Here is a 17,396-nt window from a genome sequence, read left to right as displayed (position 1 = left end):
CGCGAGCTCAGGAGTCCGAACCGTCCAGCCCGTCCAGCATCTCCCGGAGCTCGTCGGACTCCGGCGCCCCGACCTGCTCGAAAAGCTTCAACGCCTGGCTCCAGGCGCTGTGCGCCGCCGCAGTCTCCCCGCTTTCCCGCCGCACCTGGCCGATGCGCATCAGGACCCTGCCCCGGAACCGTATGTCGCCGAGGTCCTCGAACAACCGCAATGCCTTGTGATACGCGGCCAGGGCCTCGGGATACCGGCCGAGGCGGAACGACGCCAGCCCTACGGTGTCGTACGCGTGCGCCTCGCCGTTGCGGTCCCCGGCGCACCGGTCCAGCTCGATCGCCTCGGCGGCCAACAGCAGCGCCCCGGCGTGGTCGTCGCAGTGGGTCAGACTCCACGCGGCGGTGGACAGGGCCAGCGCGACGTCCGGTGCCCAGCCGCGGGCGCGGGCGTGCTCCAGCGCGCGGCGTGCGTGCTCGGCGGCTTCGGCGTGCCGGCCCTCCTTGTGGCACAGGTGGCCCATGTTGTGCTCGGACAGCCATGCCCCGCGCAGGTCGCCGAGTTCCTGCCACAGCGCCATCGACAGTTCCAGATGCCGCCGCGCCTCGTCGAAGGAGAGGATCTGGAGCAGGAAGCTGGAGGCGTCGGTGTGCGTGCGCGCCCGGGCTCGGGGGTCGCCGGTGCGGTCGGCGGCCTCGGCGCCCAGGAGGTGGAGTTCGGCCAGCGCGGGCCATTCGCCCCGGCGGTTCAGGTAGGTGCTGATAGCCCACGGCAGGCGGTGCGCGTACTCGTCGTCCTGCTCGCGCGAGGCCAAGGCGACCACCGCTGCGAGCACCTGGCGTTCCTCCTGGAACCACGCCGTGGCTGCGGCGACGTCGGCGAAGGACTCCGGGCGCACGTCGGGCACCGGAGCCGGCAGGCTCAGCGGTTCGCGCGTCGGGCGCAGCATACGGTCGGCCTCGATCGCCGAGCGCAGGCAATGGTCGTGGATGCGCACACGCGCGGCGGTGCGTACCTCGGGGGAGTCTTCGAGTGCTGTTTCGGCGGCGTAGGCACGGACCAGATCGTGGAACCGGAACCGGCCGGCGTGCCGGTGCAGCAGGCTGGCGCTCAGGAGTTCCTCGAGCGCCTGCTCGGTGCTCGAGGTGTCGGCGCTGCCCGCCAACGACACGGCCGCGGCCATGGCGATGTCAGGGCCCGGATGGATGCCGAGCAGTCGGAACAACGCCGCTGCCGATCGGCTCAACCGCTGATAGGACATCGAGAACACGGCACGCAGGCTCCCGCTGGCCTCCCCGACGTCCAGCGTCGACAGCGCGCCGCGGCGGTCGTGCAGCCGCTCGGTGAGCGCCGACCAGGACAGGTCCGGGTCCAGCTGAAGCCGGGCTGCCGCGATCGTCAGCGCCAGCGGCAATCCGGCGCATGCCGCAGCCAGCGCCTCGGCGGCGGCGGTGTCGGCCGGCTCGTCAGGGCGCGGCCGGATTCCCGAGCGCCGCGCGAGCAACTCCATCGAGCGGCCGTTGTCCAGCGGCGCCAGCAGGATCGGCCGCGCGCCGTCGGCGGCGACCAGCCCGGCGAGCCGGTTGCGGCTGGTCACCACGACCTGGCTGCCGGCCGTACCCGGAATCAGTGGTCTGATCTGCGCGGCGTCCCACGCGTCGTCCAGCACCAGGAGCAGCCGCCGGCCGGCGACGACCGTCCGGTACAGCGCCGTGCGCGCGTCGGGATCGGCGGGGATCTCCGAGGTGGCCAGACCCAGGGACTCCAGCAGGATCGAACACGCGGTGTGCGCGGTCATCGGCACGCTGTGCGGGTCGAAACCGTGCAGCCCGACGAACACCTGGCCGTCGGGGTAGCGCGGCGCGGCTTGGTGGGCCCAGTGCGTGGTCAGCGCGGTCTTGCCGACGCCGGCCAGGCCGCTGACGACCAGCACCTCGCCGGACGCCGCGGCCTCGTCCATCGCCGCCAGCTCCGCTTCCCGGCCGGTGAAGTGCCGGGCGGCCGGCGGGAGCTGTCGCGGTCCGCGGACTCGGATCCGCTCCGGTGAGGCCGCCGCCGATCCCGTTGCCGACGCTGCTGCTGCCGACGCCGCCGCCGACGCCGGGCGGTCCCCGCCGGAAGCCGCCAGCACGTCGTGATGCGCGCGAGCCAGATCCGGTCCCGGATCAATACCCAGATTCTCGCGGAGCACCTTGCGCGCCCGGTGGAACACGGCGAGGGCTTCGGCGCGTCTGCCCTGCGCGGCCAACGCCATCATCAGTTTCTCGGAGAAGCTCTCCCGCAGCGGCTCCTGCTCGGTCAGCCGCATCAGGGTACTGATGGCGCTGTCGCCGCGCCCCAGCCGCAGATCCGCTTCCACGGTCAGCTCGGTCAGCTGCACCCGCACCGCGTCCAGCGCGGCGGCGTCCTCCCGGTGCAGCCGCGGCACCGGCACGTCCTGGTACGGCGTCCCGCGCCACAGCCGCAGCCCGTCGGCGGCCAGGCCCTGCACCGCCGCCCAATCACCGCGCTCGGCCGCCGCGCGCGCCCGGGCGTGCAGATCCCCGGCGCGGGCGCAGTCGTACTCCTCGGCGTCGATCTCGATCACGTATCCCGGCGGCCGGGTGCCGATCCGCCGGCCGGCGTCCGGGCCCAGGACGCGCCGCAGCCGCGAGACGTACGCGGCCAGCGTGGTCCGCGCCGTGCCGGGATTCTGGCCGTCCCACAGGGTTTCGGCCAGTTCGTCGCGGGAGACGACCAGGTTCGCGCGCGAGAGCAGGATCGCCAGCACGCCGCGCTGCAAGGCGGCGGGGATGGCGATCGGATCGGTGTCCGAGGCGCGTACCACCATGGTCCCGAGTACGCCGAAGTACACGCGCGGAACGTATCAGAATTCATCTCTCTAAGTGATCTAGCCGCTTCGCGGCCACTCCCAGGACATCCGCCGCCGCCACGAAGCCGAAGCGCCGGGAGTCGACGCTGTGCGGGTTGTCGCCGCGCACGACCAGCCGCCCCGGCGGCACCACGGCCGCGCCGCCGGCGGCACGCCGCACATCCCGCGGGACGGGATCGCCCGGCACGGCCACGACCCGCTTCACGAGCCAGCGCAGCTCGGTGGCGCCGATCTGCGGCGGCGTCCGGAACACCACGACCGCCCTGCGCTCCGGCCGTTGCCCGCCGCGCCGCACGAGCAGCCGGTCGCCGTCCTGGTACGTCGGATTCATGCTCGCCCCGGCCACCACGACGACGGTGAACCTCCGCCGGGCGATCAGCGCCGCCGCGAGGGCCATCCCGGCAGCCGCGACGAGTGCCGCGTGTCCGGATCTGCTCATGACGCCGAACCGATCGCCGCATGGAACGGCTCCGGATCCGGCGTCGGCTCGGATCTCGGCTCGGACGGCGGCTCGGATGTCGGCGATGGCGATGGCGCTGACACCGGCTCCGGCGTGTCGCGGTATCCGGCGGCCTGAGTGAGGAACAGCCGCGCGTAGTCGGTCTGCGCCGCCATCAGCTCGGTATGGCCGCCCTGCTCGACCACGCGTCCCTCGCGCAGCACGACGATGAGGTCGGCGTCTCGCAGCGTGCTGAGGCGGTGCGAGATCAGCAGGCTGGTACGCCCCGCGCGATGCCGGCTCAGCGCCAGGTGCACCTCGTGCTCGGCCTCCGGATCCAGGCCGGAGCCGGGTTCGTCGAGGATCAGCAGGTCCGCGTCCCGGCGCATCAGCGAGCGGGCGATGGCGACCCGCTGCCACTGGCCGCCGGAGAGCGCGGTGCCGGCCTTCAACTCCGCGTCGCGGAACACGCGCGACAGGAAGGTGGCGTAGCCGTCGCGCAACCCGGCGAGCTTGGCGTCGATCCCGGCGTCCGCGGCCGCCTGCCGGATCGCCGCCAGGTCTCCGATCCGGTCCAGGTCGCCGAGACCGACGTTCTCCGCCGCGGTGGCGTCGTAGCGGCAGAAGTCTTGGAACGTGGCGCCGATCCGGCGGCGCAGCGAGGCGATGTCGAACTCTGCGACGTCCACGCCGTCCCACAGGATCTGGCCGCGCTCGGGGGCGTAGAAGCGGCACAACAGCTTCACCAGCGTGCTCTTGCCCGCGCCGTTGAGACCGACCAGTCCGACCGCCTGACCGGCGGGAATCAGAAGGTTGACTCCCCGCAGGACCCACGGTCCGTCGTCCTGGTAGCGGAACCAGACGTCGCGCAGTTCGACGCCGTGCCGCAGCGCCGGAGCCGGAGTCGTCCCGGACGGCAGGTCCGCCGGGGCGTCGACGAGGTCGCGCCAGCTGCGGAACAAGCGCAGGTACTGTCCGCTGGTCGAAGCCTGCGTGGTGATCGCCGACACCGCGCTCTGCACCCCGCCGACCGCCACCGTGAACAGCATGAACCCGCCGAGGGAGACGCGGCCGTCGGCGATCCCGTGGACCACGACGATCCCGGCGACAGCCGCGACCGCTGCCGTGAGCAAGCCCAGCAGACCCTGGACCCGGGCCGCATACGCCTCGACCGCCAGATCCGCGTCCGTCGTGGCGCGCAGCATCGCCAGCAGCCGGCCGTGGAAGAACCCGCCGAGCCCGAACAGCCGGACCTCTTTCGCCGAGGCGGCGTCGGTCAGCAACGCCTGGTAGAAGTACCGTTTGCGCGCCGTCTCCATCATCTTCTCGGTCGTCCCGGCGCGCCGCCGGGCCAGCTCGCGCTGCGCGAGGAAGGCCGGGACCGCCGCGAGCGCCAGAAAGCCGGCCATCGGCGGCCACAGCACCATCAGGGTTCCCAGATACCCCAGGATGACGATGGCGTTGCGGACGGTCTCGGTCAGCAGCTTGGTGATCGCGCCCGGCGCGCCTTGCGCTCCCTGCTCGGCAAGGCGCAGCCGGTCCTGGAAGACCGGGTCCTCGAAGGAGCGCAGACCGGCGATGGCGTTGACCCGCTCGTAGAGCTGGTCCTGCGTGCGCAACGTGATGGCGCGTTGGACGCGCCGGGATAGCTGAGTACTGACAAGCGTCAGGATCGTCATCGCCGCGGCGAGGGCGGCTCCGGCGGCGACCAGCCAGGACGCACGGCCGACGCGCACCGTGTGCCCCCGGGCCAGCTCGTCCAGCAGGAGCTTGCTGGTCCAGGCGGTCGTGGCCGGCAGCACCCCGAGGGCGAGCGTGACGGCCAGCGACGCCACCGAGGCCAGCGGCGCCGCGCGCCAACTCAGCGCCAGCGCGGCCGGGGCGGCCCGGGTACTCAATGGGCTGACACCGCACCGGCCGTCGCGAGGGCGCTCCAGGACCGTTCGGCGGCCAGGATCTGCTCGCCGTCGGTGCGCAGCAGCGTCGGGAAGCTGGTGATGCCGCCGAGCGAGGCGGCGATCGCGCCGCCGACCGCGGTCTGCACGACCGTGCCGAGACCGGACACCGACGCGGCGAGGTCGGCCGTGGTGGCCGGATCGTCGCCGCCGAAGACGAAGAACACGATGTCCTCCGGGGCGAAGCGGGTGTCGGTGCGCAGCGCCTCGATCTGTTGGGCGCAAGGCTCGCAGCCCACTAGGACGCAGGCGGCGAACTTCTTATCGGCGAGCAGCGGTGCGGCGTCGGCGCCGATCCGGGTTCCGGCGGCGGGCAGTGCGACGTTCGGCGGCGCCTGCCGCGACTCGGCCTCCCGCAGCCGCCGGATCACGGCGAACAGCATGATCAGGTTGACGGCGGTGAGCGGGACGAGGACGGCGACGACGGCGGTGAGCACGGCGAGCATGGTGGTCCTTAGGTTCCGGGGATCCTTATGAGTGCGACAGCAGGTAGCGCAGGTCGTCCCAGCGGGTCGCCAGCGCTCCGAGAGCGACCCCGGCTCCGGCCGCGCCGATGAGTCCGGCGGGCGCGGCGGCCGCGGTCGACGTCAGGGAACTGATGAGGCCGGTCAGCGCCACCGCGGCCAGGACGGCGTTGCGCACGACGTGCGAGCGGTCCATCGCGCCGGCGTCGGAGCCGAAGCACAGGCAGCGGATCGCCTCCCCGCGGCGCAGCGCCAGCGCCACGCCGGCGGCGAACACCGCGAGCAGGGCGAACGCCAGGGCGAAGCCGGCGACTGCCGCCTCAGCGAGGGGAGTGAGCAGCAGGACGGCTGCGACGGCTTCGGCAGCCGTCACCCCGACCGCCGCCGCGCGGCGCAGCCGGACCGGCAGAAGCCTGACATCGGCGAGCGACGCGGCGAAGGCGGAGAAGGCGGCGCGAGAGCGGACCTTGCCCACCACGGCCACCAGGAACACCGCCGCGAGCAGGCCGCGACAAGCCGGATCCACGTAGCTCACTGGTGCGGCCTCCTTGCGATGGTCGGGTGCGCGGACGGCACGGCAGGGCGGCGAAGTCGCCCCTGGTGCCGCCCGCGCGGGGGATTCAGCGCGGTCAGCAGGCGCCGACGTGCCGCCAGTTGGTCGGACAGACGCAGTTGCCGTTGCAGTCGAAGTAGGAGCCGGAGCACTCCCACCACCAGCCGCCGGAGCAGTGGCCGCCGCAGGACTGGCCGTGCTCGGGAACGCAGGCGCCCGCGGTCTCGGTGCGGAGTGCGCGGGACAGCAGCTTGTCGCCGAACGCGCTGATGAGCTTGGTCATGAAGGAGTCCTTCCATGAGGGAGTGAACTGGACATTGTCAGTGTTCTCACTCGCGCTGCGGAACCGCTGCGAAGTCACTGCGAACCCACTGCGAACCCACTGCGAACCCACTGCGAACCCACTGCGAACCCACTGCGATTGCGCTGCGAGTCCGCAGCGAATCGCTACGGCGGTCACGTCCTTCGGTGCCTCACGCCGTTGTCAGAGCCGCCAGCAGTTCGCCGTCGCCGACCGGGGCGCGCAGCATCAGCTCGTGGATCCGCCGCAGTCGCGGGCCGGGACTGGTGCCGTACTGCTCCCGCAGATACAGCTGCAAGGCGCGGTAGGCACCGAGAGCTTCGGCGTGCCGGTCGACGGCGTTCAGCGCGATCATCAGCTGACCGACCAACCGTTCCCGGCCCGGATGCAGGGCACTGAGTCGGCTCAGCTCGGGGATGGCGTGCTCGTGCCGTCCGGCGTGCAGATCGGCGCTGAGGCAGTGCTCCAGCGCGGTCATCCGCATCTCCTCCAGACGCAGCGCCTCGGCTTGCAGCAGGTAGGAGCGCAAACCGTCGAACGCCGGACCCCGCCACAGCGCCAGCGCGCTCTGCCACGTCGAGGCGGCGCAGCCGGGGGTGCCGCGCTCGGTCTGCGCCGAGGCTTGGTGAATCAGAGAACGGAAACGCTCGGCGTCGACGCAGCCCGGCGCGACGCGCAACAGATAGCCGCCGCCCGGGTCCGTGGCCAGCGTGCCGCTCTGGCCGCCGGCCGCGGCCAGGCGTTTGCGCAGGGACGAGACGAGCCCTTGGACCCGGGTGCGCGCACCGGTCGGCGGCGCGTCCTCCCAGAGCACCTCCACCAGACGCCCGACCGAGACCACCCGGCCCGGCGTGCAGGCCAGCGTGGCCATCAGGCTTCTTTCCAGGTACGACAGTCCGACCGGGGTGGTGCGAAGGCCGGATCTCACGACGGTTTGGACGGTTCCCAGCACTGCGATGTCGATCACCACGCGGCTCAGCGTCGCGGAGCCCGCTTGCGCGGCGACTTCGCCGCGATGGCGCCGGGGAAGGAAAAGGAGAATCCCGCCGCCGACGGACCTCGTCGGCGGCGGGACAGGGCCCTGAGTCAGGACACCGGGCTAGTAGCCGAGGTTCCCCAGCGCGGTCTTGATGGCCGGCCCGGCGTTCTGGACGCCGAAGCCGCCGTTGAGCACCAGGGCGCCGAAGGCGATGTCGTGCTTCTTGTCGAACACGATCATCCAGCTGTCGGTCTTCTTCGTCGTCGGGGTGTCGTTCGACTCCGCCGAGCCGGTCTTGCCGCCCAGGCCCGACATGGTGTGGAACACCGGGTAGGCGGTGCCCTCGCTGGAGTACATGACGCCCTGCATCAGGGTCGTGAGCTGGGAGTCGACGTTCGCCGGCAGCGCGGTGGCGCTGATCTGCGGGGTGCCGGCGACCAGGATCGGCTGCTTGAAGCTGCCGTTGGCCACGGTCGCGGCGACCGAGGCCATGGTCAGCGGGGACATCTCGATGTCGCCCTGGCCGAAGGCGTCGCGGGCGAACGTGCCCAGGCCGTCCGCCGGCGGGACCTGCTGGTCGCCGGCGGTGCCGTAGGTGGCCGGGCCCATGCCCAGGTCCCACTTCTGGTTCATGCCGAAGTAGTTCTTCGCCTCGTTCGACAGCGCGCTGTAGTCGCTGCCGAGCTTGCCGTCCAGCGCCAGGTGGACGAAGGCGGTGTTGCAGGACTGCTCGAAGGCGTCCTTCAAGCTGGCGTTCTTGATGCCCGCGGCCAGACTCGTGTCGTTGGTGATGACCTTGCCCTCGACGGTCGCGGTGGGGCTGCAGTTCACCGACTGGCCGGTGGTCAGGCCCTGCTGGAGCGCCAGGGCGGTGGTGATCACCTTGAACGTGGACCCCGGGGCGCGGGCGGCCTTGTACGGCAGGGCCGTGATGCCCGGGTCGTTGCCCGCCATGCCGAGGATGTCGCCGGTCGAGGGCCGGATCGCGACGATCCCGCCGTTGGGGTGGCCGACCAGAGCCTTCTCCAGCGCGGTCTGCACCTTGTCGTCGATCGTGGTCTTGACCGTCGCGGTCGTCCCGGTGGCGGCACCCAGCGGCCAGCTCGCCGACTGCGGGAGCTGGCTGCCGGACTTGGGATCGACGAACTCGACGGTGAGCTGCGTCGGCGCGGTGTTCGGCGGGACGTGGGCGGCCAGCGCGGCGACCGCCGGTCCCAGCGTCGGGTGCTTCGTGGTGTTGATCTGGGTCCCCGCGGCGTCCACCACGATCTGCTTCGGCGGCACGGCCTTGAGCAGCGCGGACCCGCCGAGCTGGGGGTTGATGACCGCCGAGGACCAGTGCACCACCGGCGCGCCGGCCGGGTTCGCCACCAGGTCCATCGTCGAGGAGTAGCTCCAGACCAGGTTGTTGCCGAAGTCGGCGTCGACCTTGAAGCCGTACCGGGCCAGCGGCGCGGCGGCCGGCGACGGCGCGGCCGCCGAGCCGGAGGCCGAGGACGCCGGGGAACTCGGCGCGCCGGAGCTGGACTGCGCCGGCGAGGCGGTGTTCGCACCGGACGGCACGTTCTCCTGCGATCCGAGGGTCAGCGTCAGCTTCTGCGGGGTCAGCGAGCCCATGACGGCCTTGAGCCGGGTCGAGGCGTCGGTCGCGTCGTCGGTGAGCGCCGCGGCGCCGGCGAAGTCGCCGCCGCTCCACGCGGTCAGGAACGCCTGCGCCACGCTCTGCGGGGTGGCTTGCGGCGAGGAACTGGTGGTCGCGCCCGCGCCGGCCTTCTGGCCCGAACCGGTCGACGGATGCGAGGATCCGCCGCCGCACGCGCTGGTGGCGAGCAGGGCCGCCGCCACCAAGCCGCCGGCCGTCGTCCGTGCAGCAGTGATTCCTCGCCCCGTCATAAATCCCACTCCCCAAGTGCGTCAGCTGTTCCGCACAAAGGCGGTAGCGGCCAAATTACACCGTCGGGGATTTCCGGATGACCTCAGGGCGTTCCTTTGTTCGACTTGTCAAAGTCAGAATGGTCCGGCGGCGGTTCGGTCCGCCGCCGCCGGGACGGGGTACCTCAACTGGTGCGGATGACGTCCATGAACGCGCTCACCGAGAATTCGGCGTTCCCGGGACCGGGGCTGCCGTAGCCGGGAGGCACCGGCAGCGAGTACTTCTCGAAGGTCTCGCGCCAGGCGTACAGCAGCTTCACGAAGTACTCCAGCGACGGGCCCGTCTGCCGGCCCAGGTTGCTGGTCGGCTCCGGGCACCAGGTGGTGAAGCGGGGCATCACACCGTGGCTCATGAAGAAGTCCAGGCCCTCGGCCGTGGAGGCGATCGCCTTGTCGATGTCGGTGAAGCCGTGCGGCTCGGCCATCTCCACGCCGCCGACGAAGTTCGGGATGACGTTGCTCGGGCCGAAGATGTCCGCGGAGTCCAGGATGCGCTTGACCCACTCGTCCCGGCCGACGTAGCGGTCCTTGCCGGGGCAGATCCAGCTGAACAGGTCGGCGTCCCACACCTCGTAGTTCGGGTGGTAGATGCGGTAGCCGGCCTCGAAGAGCATCTTGACCTCGTCCAGCGGCAGCGCCTGCACCACCGCCTTGGGGATCCAGCGGCCGGCGAAGCGGGACTCGATGGCCTCGGCGAAGCGCGCGTAGAACTCGCCCTCGCGCATGCCGTCCAGCTTCTTGGTGATCGAGCCGCCGGTGACGGTGTAGGCCCGGGTCACGTCGTCGTACTTGTTGATCAGCGACATCGCCTCGACGATGTCGTCGAGCTCCTTCACCGCCGTGTACTCCCGGCCGTTGGCGCGCTGCTGGCGGAAGTTCTCATTGAGGTCGCAGAAACGGCACTCCTCGTCCCGCCCCCAGTACTGGCACAGCCGGTACACCGTGAGGTAGACCAGGTAGCCCCACTCGATGGCCGGGGCGATCTCGCTGATCTTCTTGCCCGAGGACAGCGTGTGCTCGTAGTAGCCGGGGATCGGCGGGAACTCCAACTCGGCCAGGAACACCCCCTCGCAGTTCAGTGCGAGCTTGCCCTCCCGCAGCTCGACCACATAAGGGCTGTCCGGCGCCACCCGCGTCGACACCACGGTCCGCCGCAGGTCGTACGGGCCGCCGGTCATCCGGATCTCCTCCGGCGCCCGGAACTGCGCGTGCTTGGCCATCTCGGCCACCGGCACCAGGTCGAAGGTGAAGATGAAGTAGTCCTTGGGCTTGTAGCCGCTGGCCACGCGCAACGCATCCGGGCTGAACGCGAGGCCCTGCCGCAGTATGTCCTGCTTGACGATGGCCTCGGGCGGCAGATCCGGGAACTCCGCCATCATGCGTTCCAGCTCGCGTGTCGTCGCCCCGTCCGCTGTGACAGCGTCCATCGTGGACCTCGCTTCCGCTATTCCGGATAAGGTCTTGAATATCTCATGGGTTACAAGTCGGCACTGAAAGTGGGGGGTTCAGCTGCCGAGGGGTGACCTGTGTCTCCCCGAGAGCGCTGCAGTCGGCGAAAGTGCTGGCCGGCGGGGGTGTCAGGGGGTGGATGCGCGTCGGCTGCCGTCGGTGGGGTCAAGGGCGGGAACGACAGTTGTGCATATTCGGTGTCGATCCCGCGCGGACCCGGCGATCAGGGCGGCGGGATTGGTCGGCGGGGGCGCGGCGGCCGTCGGGCGGCGGCGCGTTGAGCTTGCTCAAGCTGGGCGTTCGGCTGGGATGGTCTTCGCTACCGCTTCTGCGACCGCCTCTGCGATGCCTGTGAGTACCGGTCGCGGTGCTGTCTCCAGCAGGTGCGGCAGATCTGAACGCGTGGCTTCGGCGCGTCCCGCGATCACGTTCGAGAACAGCGAGAGCGTGTGTGCGATCTGGTACGGCTCGAGGCTGCTGGCGTCCAGGGCAGCGCGGGTCTCGGTGAGTGATGCGGGGCGGTAGGCGATCGGGCGTCCGAGGACTTCGCCGAGGATCTGCGCGATCTCTGGTCCGCCGATCGCGGTGTCGCCTTCGAGTTCGTATATGCGGTCGGCGTGGCGGCTCCGCGGCTGGCCTTTTACCAGGTCGCGGTCCGACTCGGCGGCTACGCGGACTGCGGCGTCGGCGAGATCCTGCTTGGCCACGACGGACAGTCGATGCTCGCCGAAGGATGCCGCAAAGATCCCCGTCGCTGCCGCCTCCGCCACACTGGCCGTCGCGAGGCCGATGGGGACCTCGCCGTAGAGGCCGTTGCGCAGCACGGTCGTGGTGAAGGGTCCGGCGGCGAAGCGGTCCTCGCTCCAGCGGTGCGGCAGGGCGATGGTCATCGACTCGCCCGACGCCGCGAGGCTCGTGTAGATCAGATGCCTGACACCGGCGGTGGCCGCCGCGTCGGCCACGGCGGCGTGGCGGGCGTAGACGACGTCGTCCTCGGCGTACCCGGCTGAGACCACGAGCAGGACGTCCGCGCCTTCGAACGCGGCGGGCAGGGACTCGGGGTCGTCGAAGTCGACGCGTCGGGCGGTGACACCGTCGCCGGTGCGGGTCCCGGCGACCGTGCGAATGTCACTGAACTCTGACAGGCCCTTCACGATCAGGCCGCCGAGGCTGCCGGACGCACCGGTCACGAGAATCATCACAAACCTCCATAAGAGAACTGATGAGGTCCGAAGCGGACACAGATCAGCCTCCGCCCGGCGGCTCGATCCCATAAGAAGGCACTTTCGAATCACCCGGGCACACCGCGGTAACCCTCCGGGCAGCGCCACCGCGCACGGCAACGCATGTGACCCACCTCTCACCCCGGAATAGCCCCGCGCGCCCCCGCGTCCTGAAAACCGTGACGGACGTGAACAGCTGGGCCCTGCCCACAACGCAGACCGACGAACACGGCCCCTGCGGCGACGACGACTGCGGCATCCGCGACGTCCAGGACCGCCTCGGCGACCGCTGGTCAGTCCTGGTCATCGTGGAACTGGCCAAAGGCACCCGACGCTTCGGCGCACTGAAGGCGGCCATCCCCGGCATCTCCCAGCGCATGCTCACGGTCACCACCAAGCGCCTCATCCGCGACGGCATGGTCGAGCGCACGGTCTACCCCACCATCCCGCCCCAAACCGACTACCGCCTCACCCCCATGGGCGAGAGCTTCGCCCGGGCGGTAGCGGACCTCGCCGACTGGTCACGCTGGCACAAAGAGGCGGTCGCGGTCGCACGCCTGCGGTTCGATCTGGACCATCCCGGGGAACTGTAGGCGGATCATCGGGGCGGGGGCGGGGGCGGGGCTGAGCTGATGCCGTGGGTGCGCTGAACTGTGCCGCGCCGATGCTGCGCCTGAGCCGCGCCGACCGATGGTGAGCCCGAGCTTGCGCCGCACCTGCTGCACAGCTGAGTTCGAGCCATCCCCGGCCCTGCGTCGACCGGGCGTTCCCGCCGATACCCCTCCATACTGGACCTGTGTCCGCCACCGACTGGGTGTTGCACGTCGACCTCGACCAGTTCATCGCCGCTGTCGAGGTCGCGCGGCGGCCGGAGCTGCGGGGTCGGCCGGTGGTGGTCGGCGGTGCGGGGGATCCGACGCGGCGGGGTGTGGTGGCGACGGCGTCGTACGAGGCGCGGGAGTTCGGCGTTCATTCCGGGATGCCGATGCGGACTGCTGCGAAGAAGTGTCCCGAGTGCGTCTTTCTGCCGGCTGATCGGGCCGCGTATGAGGCGGTCTCGGAGCGGGTCATGGCCACGTTGCGGGAGTTTCCGGTCGTGGTCGAGGTGATGGGGTGGGATGAGGCGTTCGTCGGGGCGCGGACCGACGACCCCGAGGCGTTGGCTGCCGACATTCGCGAAGCTGTGCTCGGCGAGACCGGGTTGTCTTGCTCCGTGGGGATCGGCGACAACAAGCTGCGGGCCAAGACTGCCACCGGGTTCGCCAAGCCGGCCGGCGTGCATCGGCTGACGCGGGAGAGCTGGGCGGCGGTGATGGGCGATCGTCCCACCGACGCGTTGTGGGGCATCGGGTCGCGGACCAGTAAGAAGCTCGCCGCGCTTGGTCTGCACACCGTTGCCGAGCTGGCGCGCGCTGATCGCGCGGTGCTCGCCGACCAGTTCGGGCCGAAGATGGGACCGTACTTCTGGCTCCTGGCGCAGGGCGCGGGAGACGCCGAGGTGACCGGCACGCCGCACGTCGCCAAGGGCCGCAGCCGCGAGACCACCTTTCAGCAGGACATCGCCGAGCCCGCCGAACTGGCGGAGCACGTGCGTCAGCTGGCACGCCAGGTGGCCCAAGACGTCGCGGACGAAGCACGGCCGGCGGCGCGCGTCGGGCTGAAGATCAGGTACGCGCCCTTCGTCACCAAGACCCGGAGCATCACGCTGCCGGCTCCGTCCTCCGACGCCGAGGAGATCGAGCGTGCGGCGTTGGAGGTGTTCGAGCTGCTGGAGCTGGACCGGCCGGTGCGGTTGCTGGGGGTGCGGGTGGAGTTCGTCGAGACAGACGCGGGAACCGTGGCCGATACAGTGTTATGAAGCCTCGGCTGAGTCAGCCGAGCCAGCAGAGTCGGCGGCATCAGCATCAGCATCATGCCGAGCCCGACTAGGCGCCACCCGCGGCGGCTCGTTCGGCTGCTTGGGATACACCGGCGGCCAGGGCGCGTCCATCAAGCCGTTCGCCATGTCCCGCTCCGACATCGCCAGCAGCAGCTCCAGCGACTGCGGCCGCGCGTTGTACTCCGCCCACGGATCGCCGCGCTCGGCGACCCGGGCCGGGACCGTGGCGATGGTCAGCTCGTCGGGCACGATCGTCATCAGTTCGTCCCAGAAGATCGGCGTCGACACCTGCGCACCGACGCGCGGCCGCACGCACCACGCACCGAACACCGTCTTGTGTGGCGCGTTCTGGTTGAAGTCCACGAACACCCGCGCACCCCGCTCCTCCTTCCACCACTGTGCCGTGATCTGCTCCGGATACCGCCGCTCCATCTCCCGCGCCAGCGCGACCGCCGCCGCGCGCACCTCGTAGCCGTCCCAGCGATGCTGAAGGCTGACGTAGATGTGCAGCCCGCGCGAGCCCGAGGTCTTCACGAACGCCTCGATGCCCAGCTCGGCCAACAACTCCCGCGTCAGCACGGCGGCCTGCCGCACCTCCGGATACCCGACGCCCGGCGAGGGATCCAGATCGATACGCAGCTCGTCGGTGATATCCGGATCGGAAGCGCGGATCGGCCAGACGTGAAAACCCAAGCAGCCCAGGTTCACGCCCCACACGATGTGCGCCATGTCCGCCGCGACCAACGCGTCGCTGGTCGTCCCGTTCGGCGTGGACACCTCCATGGTCTTCAGCCACGGCGGCGTCGTCTTCGGCACGCGCTTCTGAAACCACGACTTGCCGCCCGCGCCGTTCGGATACCGCTCCATCAGCAGCGGCCGGTCCTTCAGCGTGTTCATGATCGGCCCGGAGACCGCGAGGTAGTACTCGACCAGATCCATCTTGGTCTCGCCGCGCTTGCTGAAATACACCTTCTCCGGATGCGACACCGCGACCTCGGTGCCGTCGACGGCCAGGATGGTCTCCCCGCTCATGACCCGGCCGTCCCGAACACCTCGGCCAGCTCAGCCGGCGCTACCTGCTCCAGCTGGGCATACGTGCACGACTCCGGCGTGCGGTCCGGGCGGAAGCGCACCAGCCGCCCGCCGTGCCGGAACCGGCCGGACAACAGATGCTCGTACCGGACCTCGGCGACAAGCTCGGGCCGCAAAGGCTCCCACGCCAAGTCCTTGTCGGCGGACCACCGGCTGCGGGCGCCAGGCATGCGGCCGCCGGCCTGCTCCTGCGCTTCAGCCCAGCCGCGCCAGGGATGGTCGTCCAGGGTGTTCTCGCGCAGCGGAGCCAGCTCACCGACCAGCTCACGACGCCGAGCGGCGGTGAAACTGCTGGCCACGCCGACGTGGTGCAAGACGCCTTCATCATCGAACAGACCCAGCAGCAGCGAGCCGACGCCCTCGCCGTCCTTGTGCCAACGGAACCCCGCCACGACGCAGTCTGCGGTCCGCTCGTGCTTCACCTTGAACATGACCCGCTTGTTCTGCTCATACGGAAGAGCCAGCGGCTTGGCCATGACGCCGTCGAAACCCGCGCCCTCGAAGCGGGTGAACCAGTCCTGCGCCGTGTCGGGGTCCTCGGTGAAGGGAGTCAGGATCACCCTGCTGTTCCCGGTGTCGCCGCTGCTGCCCTCCAGCGCCTCGGCGAGCACGCGGCGGCGCTCGCCGAAGGGCTCGCCGCTCAGGTCGCGGTCGCCGAGCGCCAGCAGATCGAAGGCGACGAAGCTGGCCGGCGTCTCGACCGCGAGCTTCCGGACCCGGGAGGCAGCCGGATGCAGGCGGTTCTGGAGCGTGTCGAAGTCCAGACCGTCGTCGGTGACGACGACGATCTCCCCGTCCACGACGCACCGCTGCGGCAACGCGGCCAGCAGCAGCTCGACCAGCTCCGGGAAGTACCTGGTCAGCGGCCGGTCGTTGCGCGAGCCCAGCTCGACCTCGGCGCCGTCGCGGAACACCACGCAGCGGAACCCGTCCCACTTCGGCTCGTAGGCCAGCCCGGGGGAGCGGGGGACGTCTCGCACGGCGGTCGCCAGCATCGGCCGGACCGGCGGCATGACCGGTAGATCCACTTCTCGACCGTAAGACGCCGATCCGGCATCGGCACTCCGGCGGGTGCGAACGGGCGGCGCCGCCGTCGGCGGCGCGGCTTACCATCGGGCGATGGACAACGAGCAGCTCCAGAACTTCTACGCCGAGAGCGCCCGCCGCCGGCAGACCGCGACCCGCGAGTTCGAGCAGCGGACGCACGGCTGGCACTTCGCGCTCGCCCCGGAGGCGGAGCAATGGGCTGAGTCGCACGCGGCCGGGGAGCGCTGGTCCTACGGCGGAACCGCGATGGTCGAGCTCGCGGACGCGGCGGGCGCGATCCGCAAGCCGGAGCCGGGCCGCATATCCGGCGCCTACTCGCACCGCGACTCCAGGACCGAGGAGACGACGGCGACCGGCTTCGGCTTCTGGCCCGAAGCCGCCGAGGCGCTGGTCGTGCACGCCGGCAGCGCGATTCCGCTGGAGGCGCTCGAGCCGCCGGCGGAGCGCGGCGATGCCGCAGCGGTCTTGGCGGTGCTGCGGCTGGTGGTGGATTCCTTCGCGACGGTGAGGGATTTCAGCGAGGCGCCGGGGACCGGGCGGCGACGCTGACAAGCTCTACTGAATCAGTCCTCGAATAAATCAGCCCTCGAACCCACCCTCGGCGAGCAGCTTGTCGATCCGCACCCGGTGCGCGCGCTCCCAGTCCTCCAGGCTCTCGGCCTCGTCCTTGGCCAGCTTGGCGCGCGCCGCCGCGAACACCTCTTCTTTGCGAGCCACGGGAACGACGACGATGCCCTCCTCGTCGGCGACCACGATGTCGCCGGGGTGCACCATCACGCCTCCGCACCGCACCGTGATGTTGTGCCGCTTGACGACCGCCTTGGCGCCGGGGATCGGGATGACGCCGCGGGCGAACACCGGGAAGCCGGCTTCCCGCGCCTCGGCCAGGTCGCGGATCACGCCGTCCACGACGAATCCGGCGATGCCCCGGCGCTGCGCGACCGCCATCACGTTCCCGCCGGCCACCGCGTAGTCCACGTCGCCGCCGGTGTCCACGACGATGACCGAACCGGGCTCGGCGCGGTAGATCGCGGCGTGGACCATGAGGTTGTCCCCGGGCGGGCAGCGCACGGTGAACGCCGGGCCGGCCAGGCGCCCCGGCGCCCCGGTCAGCGGCCGGATATCGGTGTCCATGACGTTCTCGCGGGTGAGCACGTCGGCCAGGGCGGTGGTGGGTACGTCGGCAAAGGTGTCCATGATCCCGTGATGGTAGGCGACGC

16 protein-coding genes are annotated in these 17,396 nt (G+C 70.9%); 3 read left to right on the top strand and 13 right to left on the bottom strand.

What is annotated here, in order from left to right; genetic code table 11:
* Nucleotides 1-7 precede the first annotated feature (7 nt).
* The 10 genes from CACI_RS28895 to CACI_RS28850 form a co-directional block, all read right to left on the bottom strand.
* Nucleotides 8-2,845 carry an AfsR/SARP family transcriptional regulator gene (locus CACI_RS28895; protein WP_041540522.1) on the bottom strand — a complete coding sequence of 946 codons (2,838 nt, stop codon included), beginning with the start codon at nt 2,843-2,845 and terminating at the stop codon, nt 8-10.
* A gap of 19 nt (nt 2,846-2,864) precedes the next feature.
* The gene (lepB, locus tag CACI_RS28890) at nt 2,865-3,302 is read right to left on the bottom strand and encodes a signal peptidase I (protein WP_015794419.1); all 438 of its coding nucleotides are present in this window, start codon (nt 3,300-3,302) and stop codon (nt 2,865-2,867) included.
* Nucleotides 3,299-5,200: an ABC transporter ATP-binding protein gene (locus tag CACI_RS28885; protein WP_015794418.1), complete on the bottom strand. Its 1,902-nt coding sequence runs from the start codon at nt 5,198-5,200 to the stop codon at nt 3,299-3,301. Before CACI_RS28885 ends, lepB begins: the two co-directional genes overlap by 4 nt.
* A complete protein-coding gene (locus tag CACI_RS28880; protein WP_015794417.1) occupies nt 5,197-5,703 on the bottom strand; it encodes a hypothetical protein in 507 nt (168 codons plus the stop codon). The genes CACI_RS28885 and CACI_RS28880 overlap by 4 nt, the downstream gene beginning before the upstream one ends.
* Nucleotides 5,704-5,728: 25 nt before the next feature.
* Entirely contained in the window at nt 5,729-6,256 is a 528-nt protein-coding gene (locus tag CACI_RS28875) for a MauE/DoxX family redox-associated membrane protein (RefSeq protein ID WP_015794416.1), read from the bottom strand.
* Nucleotides 6,257-6,350: 94 nt separating this feature from the next.
* Nucleotides 6,351-6,557 (bottom strand): hypothetical protein, encoded by a 207-nt coding sequence (locus tag CACI_RS28870; RefSeq protein WP_015794415.1) that lies wholly within the window; start codon nt 6,555-6,557, stop codon nt 6,351-6,353.
* Nucleotides 6,558-6,747: 190 nt separating this feature from the next.
* Nucleotides 6,748-7,545: an AfsR/SARP family transcriptional regulator gene (locus CACI_RS28865; RefSeq protein WP_049871744.1), complete on the bottom strand. Its 798-nt coding sequence runs from the start codon at nt 7,543-7,545 to the stop codon at nt 6,748-6,750.
* 129 nt (nt 7,546-7,674) lie between these two features.
* Nucleotides 7,675-9,447, bottom strand: coding sequence for a penicillin-binding transpeptidase domain-containing protein (locus CACI_RS28860; protein ID WP_015794413.1), 1,773 nt, complete (start codon nt 9,445-9,447; stop codon nt 7,675-7,677).
* 164 nt (nt 9,448-9,611) lie between these two features.
* On the bottom strand, nt 9,612-10,913 hold the full coding sequence (locus CACI_RS28855) for a radical SAM protein (RefSeq protein ID WP_015794412.1): 1,302 nt from the start codon (nt 10,911-10,913) through the stop codon (nt 9,612-9,614).
* Nucleotides 10,914-11,222: 309 nt separating this feature from the next.
* Nucleotides 11,223-12,134 carry an NmrA family NAD(P)-binding protein gene (locus CACI_RS28850; RefSeq protein ID WP_015794411.1) on the bottom strand — a complete coding sequence of 304 codons (912 nt, stop codon included), beginning with the start codon at nt 12,132-12,134 and terminating at the stop codon, nt 11,223-11,225.
* 203 nt (nt 12,135-12,337) lie between these two features.
* Between CACI_RS28850 and CACI_RS28845 the strand changes: the two genes are divergently transcribed.
* Nucleotides 12,338-12,751 (top strand): winged helix-turn-helix transcriptional regulator, encoded by a 414-nt coding sequence (locus CACI_RS28845; protein WP_049871743.1) that lies wholly within the window; start codon nt 12,338-12,340, stop codon nt 12,749-12,751.
* Nucleotides 12,752-12,954: 203 nt separating this feature from the next.
* The gene (locus CACI_RS28840; RefSeq protein ID WP_015794409.1) at nt 12,955-14,016 is read left to right on the top strand and encodes a DNA polymerase IV; all 1,062 of its coding nucleotides are present in this window, start codon (nt 12,955-12,957) and stop codon (nt 14,014-14,016) included.
* Here the strand turns inward: CACI_RS28840 and ligD are convergent.
* A complete protein-coding gene (gene ligD, locus CACI_RS28835) occupies nt 14,011-15,069 on the bottom strand; it encodes a non-homologous end-joining DNA ligase (RefSeq protein WP_015794408.1) in 1,059 nt (352 codons plus the stop codon). The genes CACI_RS28840 and ligD overlap by 6 nt on opposite strands.
* Nucleotides 15,066-16,157: an ATP-dependent DNA ligase gene (locus CACI_RS28830; protein ID WP_190276647.1), complete on the bottom strand. Its 1,092-nt coding sequence runs from the start codon at nt 16,155-16,157 to the stop codon at nt 15,066-15,068. Before CACI_RS28830 ends, ligD begins: the two co-directional genes overlap by 4 nt.
* Nucleotides 16,158-16,248: 91 nt before the next feature.
* Between CACI_RS28830 and CACI_RS28825 the strand changes: the two genes are divergently transcribed.
* On the top strand, nt 16,249-16,725 hold the full coding sequence (locus tag CACI_RS28825) for a hypothetical protein (RefSeq protein WP_015794406.1): 477 nt from the start codon (nt 16,249-16,251) through the stop codon (nt 16,723-16,725).
* Nucleotides 16,726-16,755: 30 nt separating this feature from the next.
* On the opposite strand, the gene CACI_RS28820 is transcribed toward CACI_RS28825, so the two are convergent.
* Nucleotides 16,756-17,373, bottom strand: coding sequence for an RraA family protein (locus tag CACI_RS28820; RefSeq protein WP_015794405.1), 618 nt, complete (start codon nt 17,371-17,373; stop codon nt 16,756-16,758).
* Nucleotides 17,374-17,396: the final 23 nt, after the last annotated feature.

Origin of the sequence: Catenulispora acidiphila DSM 44928 (genome assembly GCF_000024025.1) — a bacterium.
Taxonomy (GTDB): domain Bacteria; phylum Actinomycetota; class Actinomycetes; order Streptomycetales; family Catenulisporaceae; genus Catenulispora; species Catenulispora acidiphila.
The sequence above is the reverse complement of the archived record's forward strand: the minus strand, read 5'-3'. Positions and strand labels throughout refer to the sequence as shown.

Coding starts and splice junctions, on each gene's coding strand:
- lepB (WP_015794419.1), bottom strand. CDS start 3,302: ATGAGCAGATCCGGACACGCGGCACTCGTCGCGGCTGCCGGGATGGCC.
- CACI_RS28880 (WP_015794417.1), bottom strand. CDS start 5,703: ATGCTCGCCGTGCTCACCGCCGTCGTCGCCGTCCTCGTCCCGCTCACC.
- CACI_RS28870 (WP_015794415.1), bottom strand. CDS start 6,557: ATGACCAAGCTCATCAGCGCGTTCGGCGACAAGCTGCTGTCCCGCGCA.
- CACI_RS28860 (WP_015794413.1), bottom strand. CDS start 9,447: ATGACGGGGCGAGGAATCACTGCTGCACGGACGACGGCCGGCGGCTTG.
- CACI_RS28855 (WP_015794412.1), bottom strand. CDS start 10,913: ATGGACGCTGTCACAGCGGACGGGGCGACGACACGCGAGCTGGAACGC.
- CACI_RS28850 (WP_015794411.1), bottom strand. CDS start 12,134: ATGATTCTCGTGACCGGTGCGTCCGGCAGCCTCGGCGGCCTGATCGTG.
- ligD (WP_015794408.1), bottom strand. CDS start 15,069: ATGAGCGGGGAGACCATCCTGGCCGTCGACGGCACCGAGGTCGCGGTG.
- CACI_RS28825 (WP_015794406.1), top strand. CDS start 16,249: ATGGACAACGAGCAGCTCCAGAACTTCTACGCCGAGAGCGCCCGCCGC.
- CACI_RS28820 (WP_015794405.1), bottom strand. CDS start 17,373: ATGGACACCTTTGCCGACGTACCCACCACCGCCCTGGCCGACGTGCTC.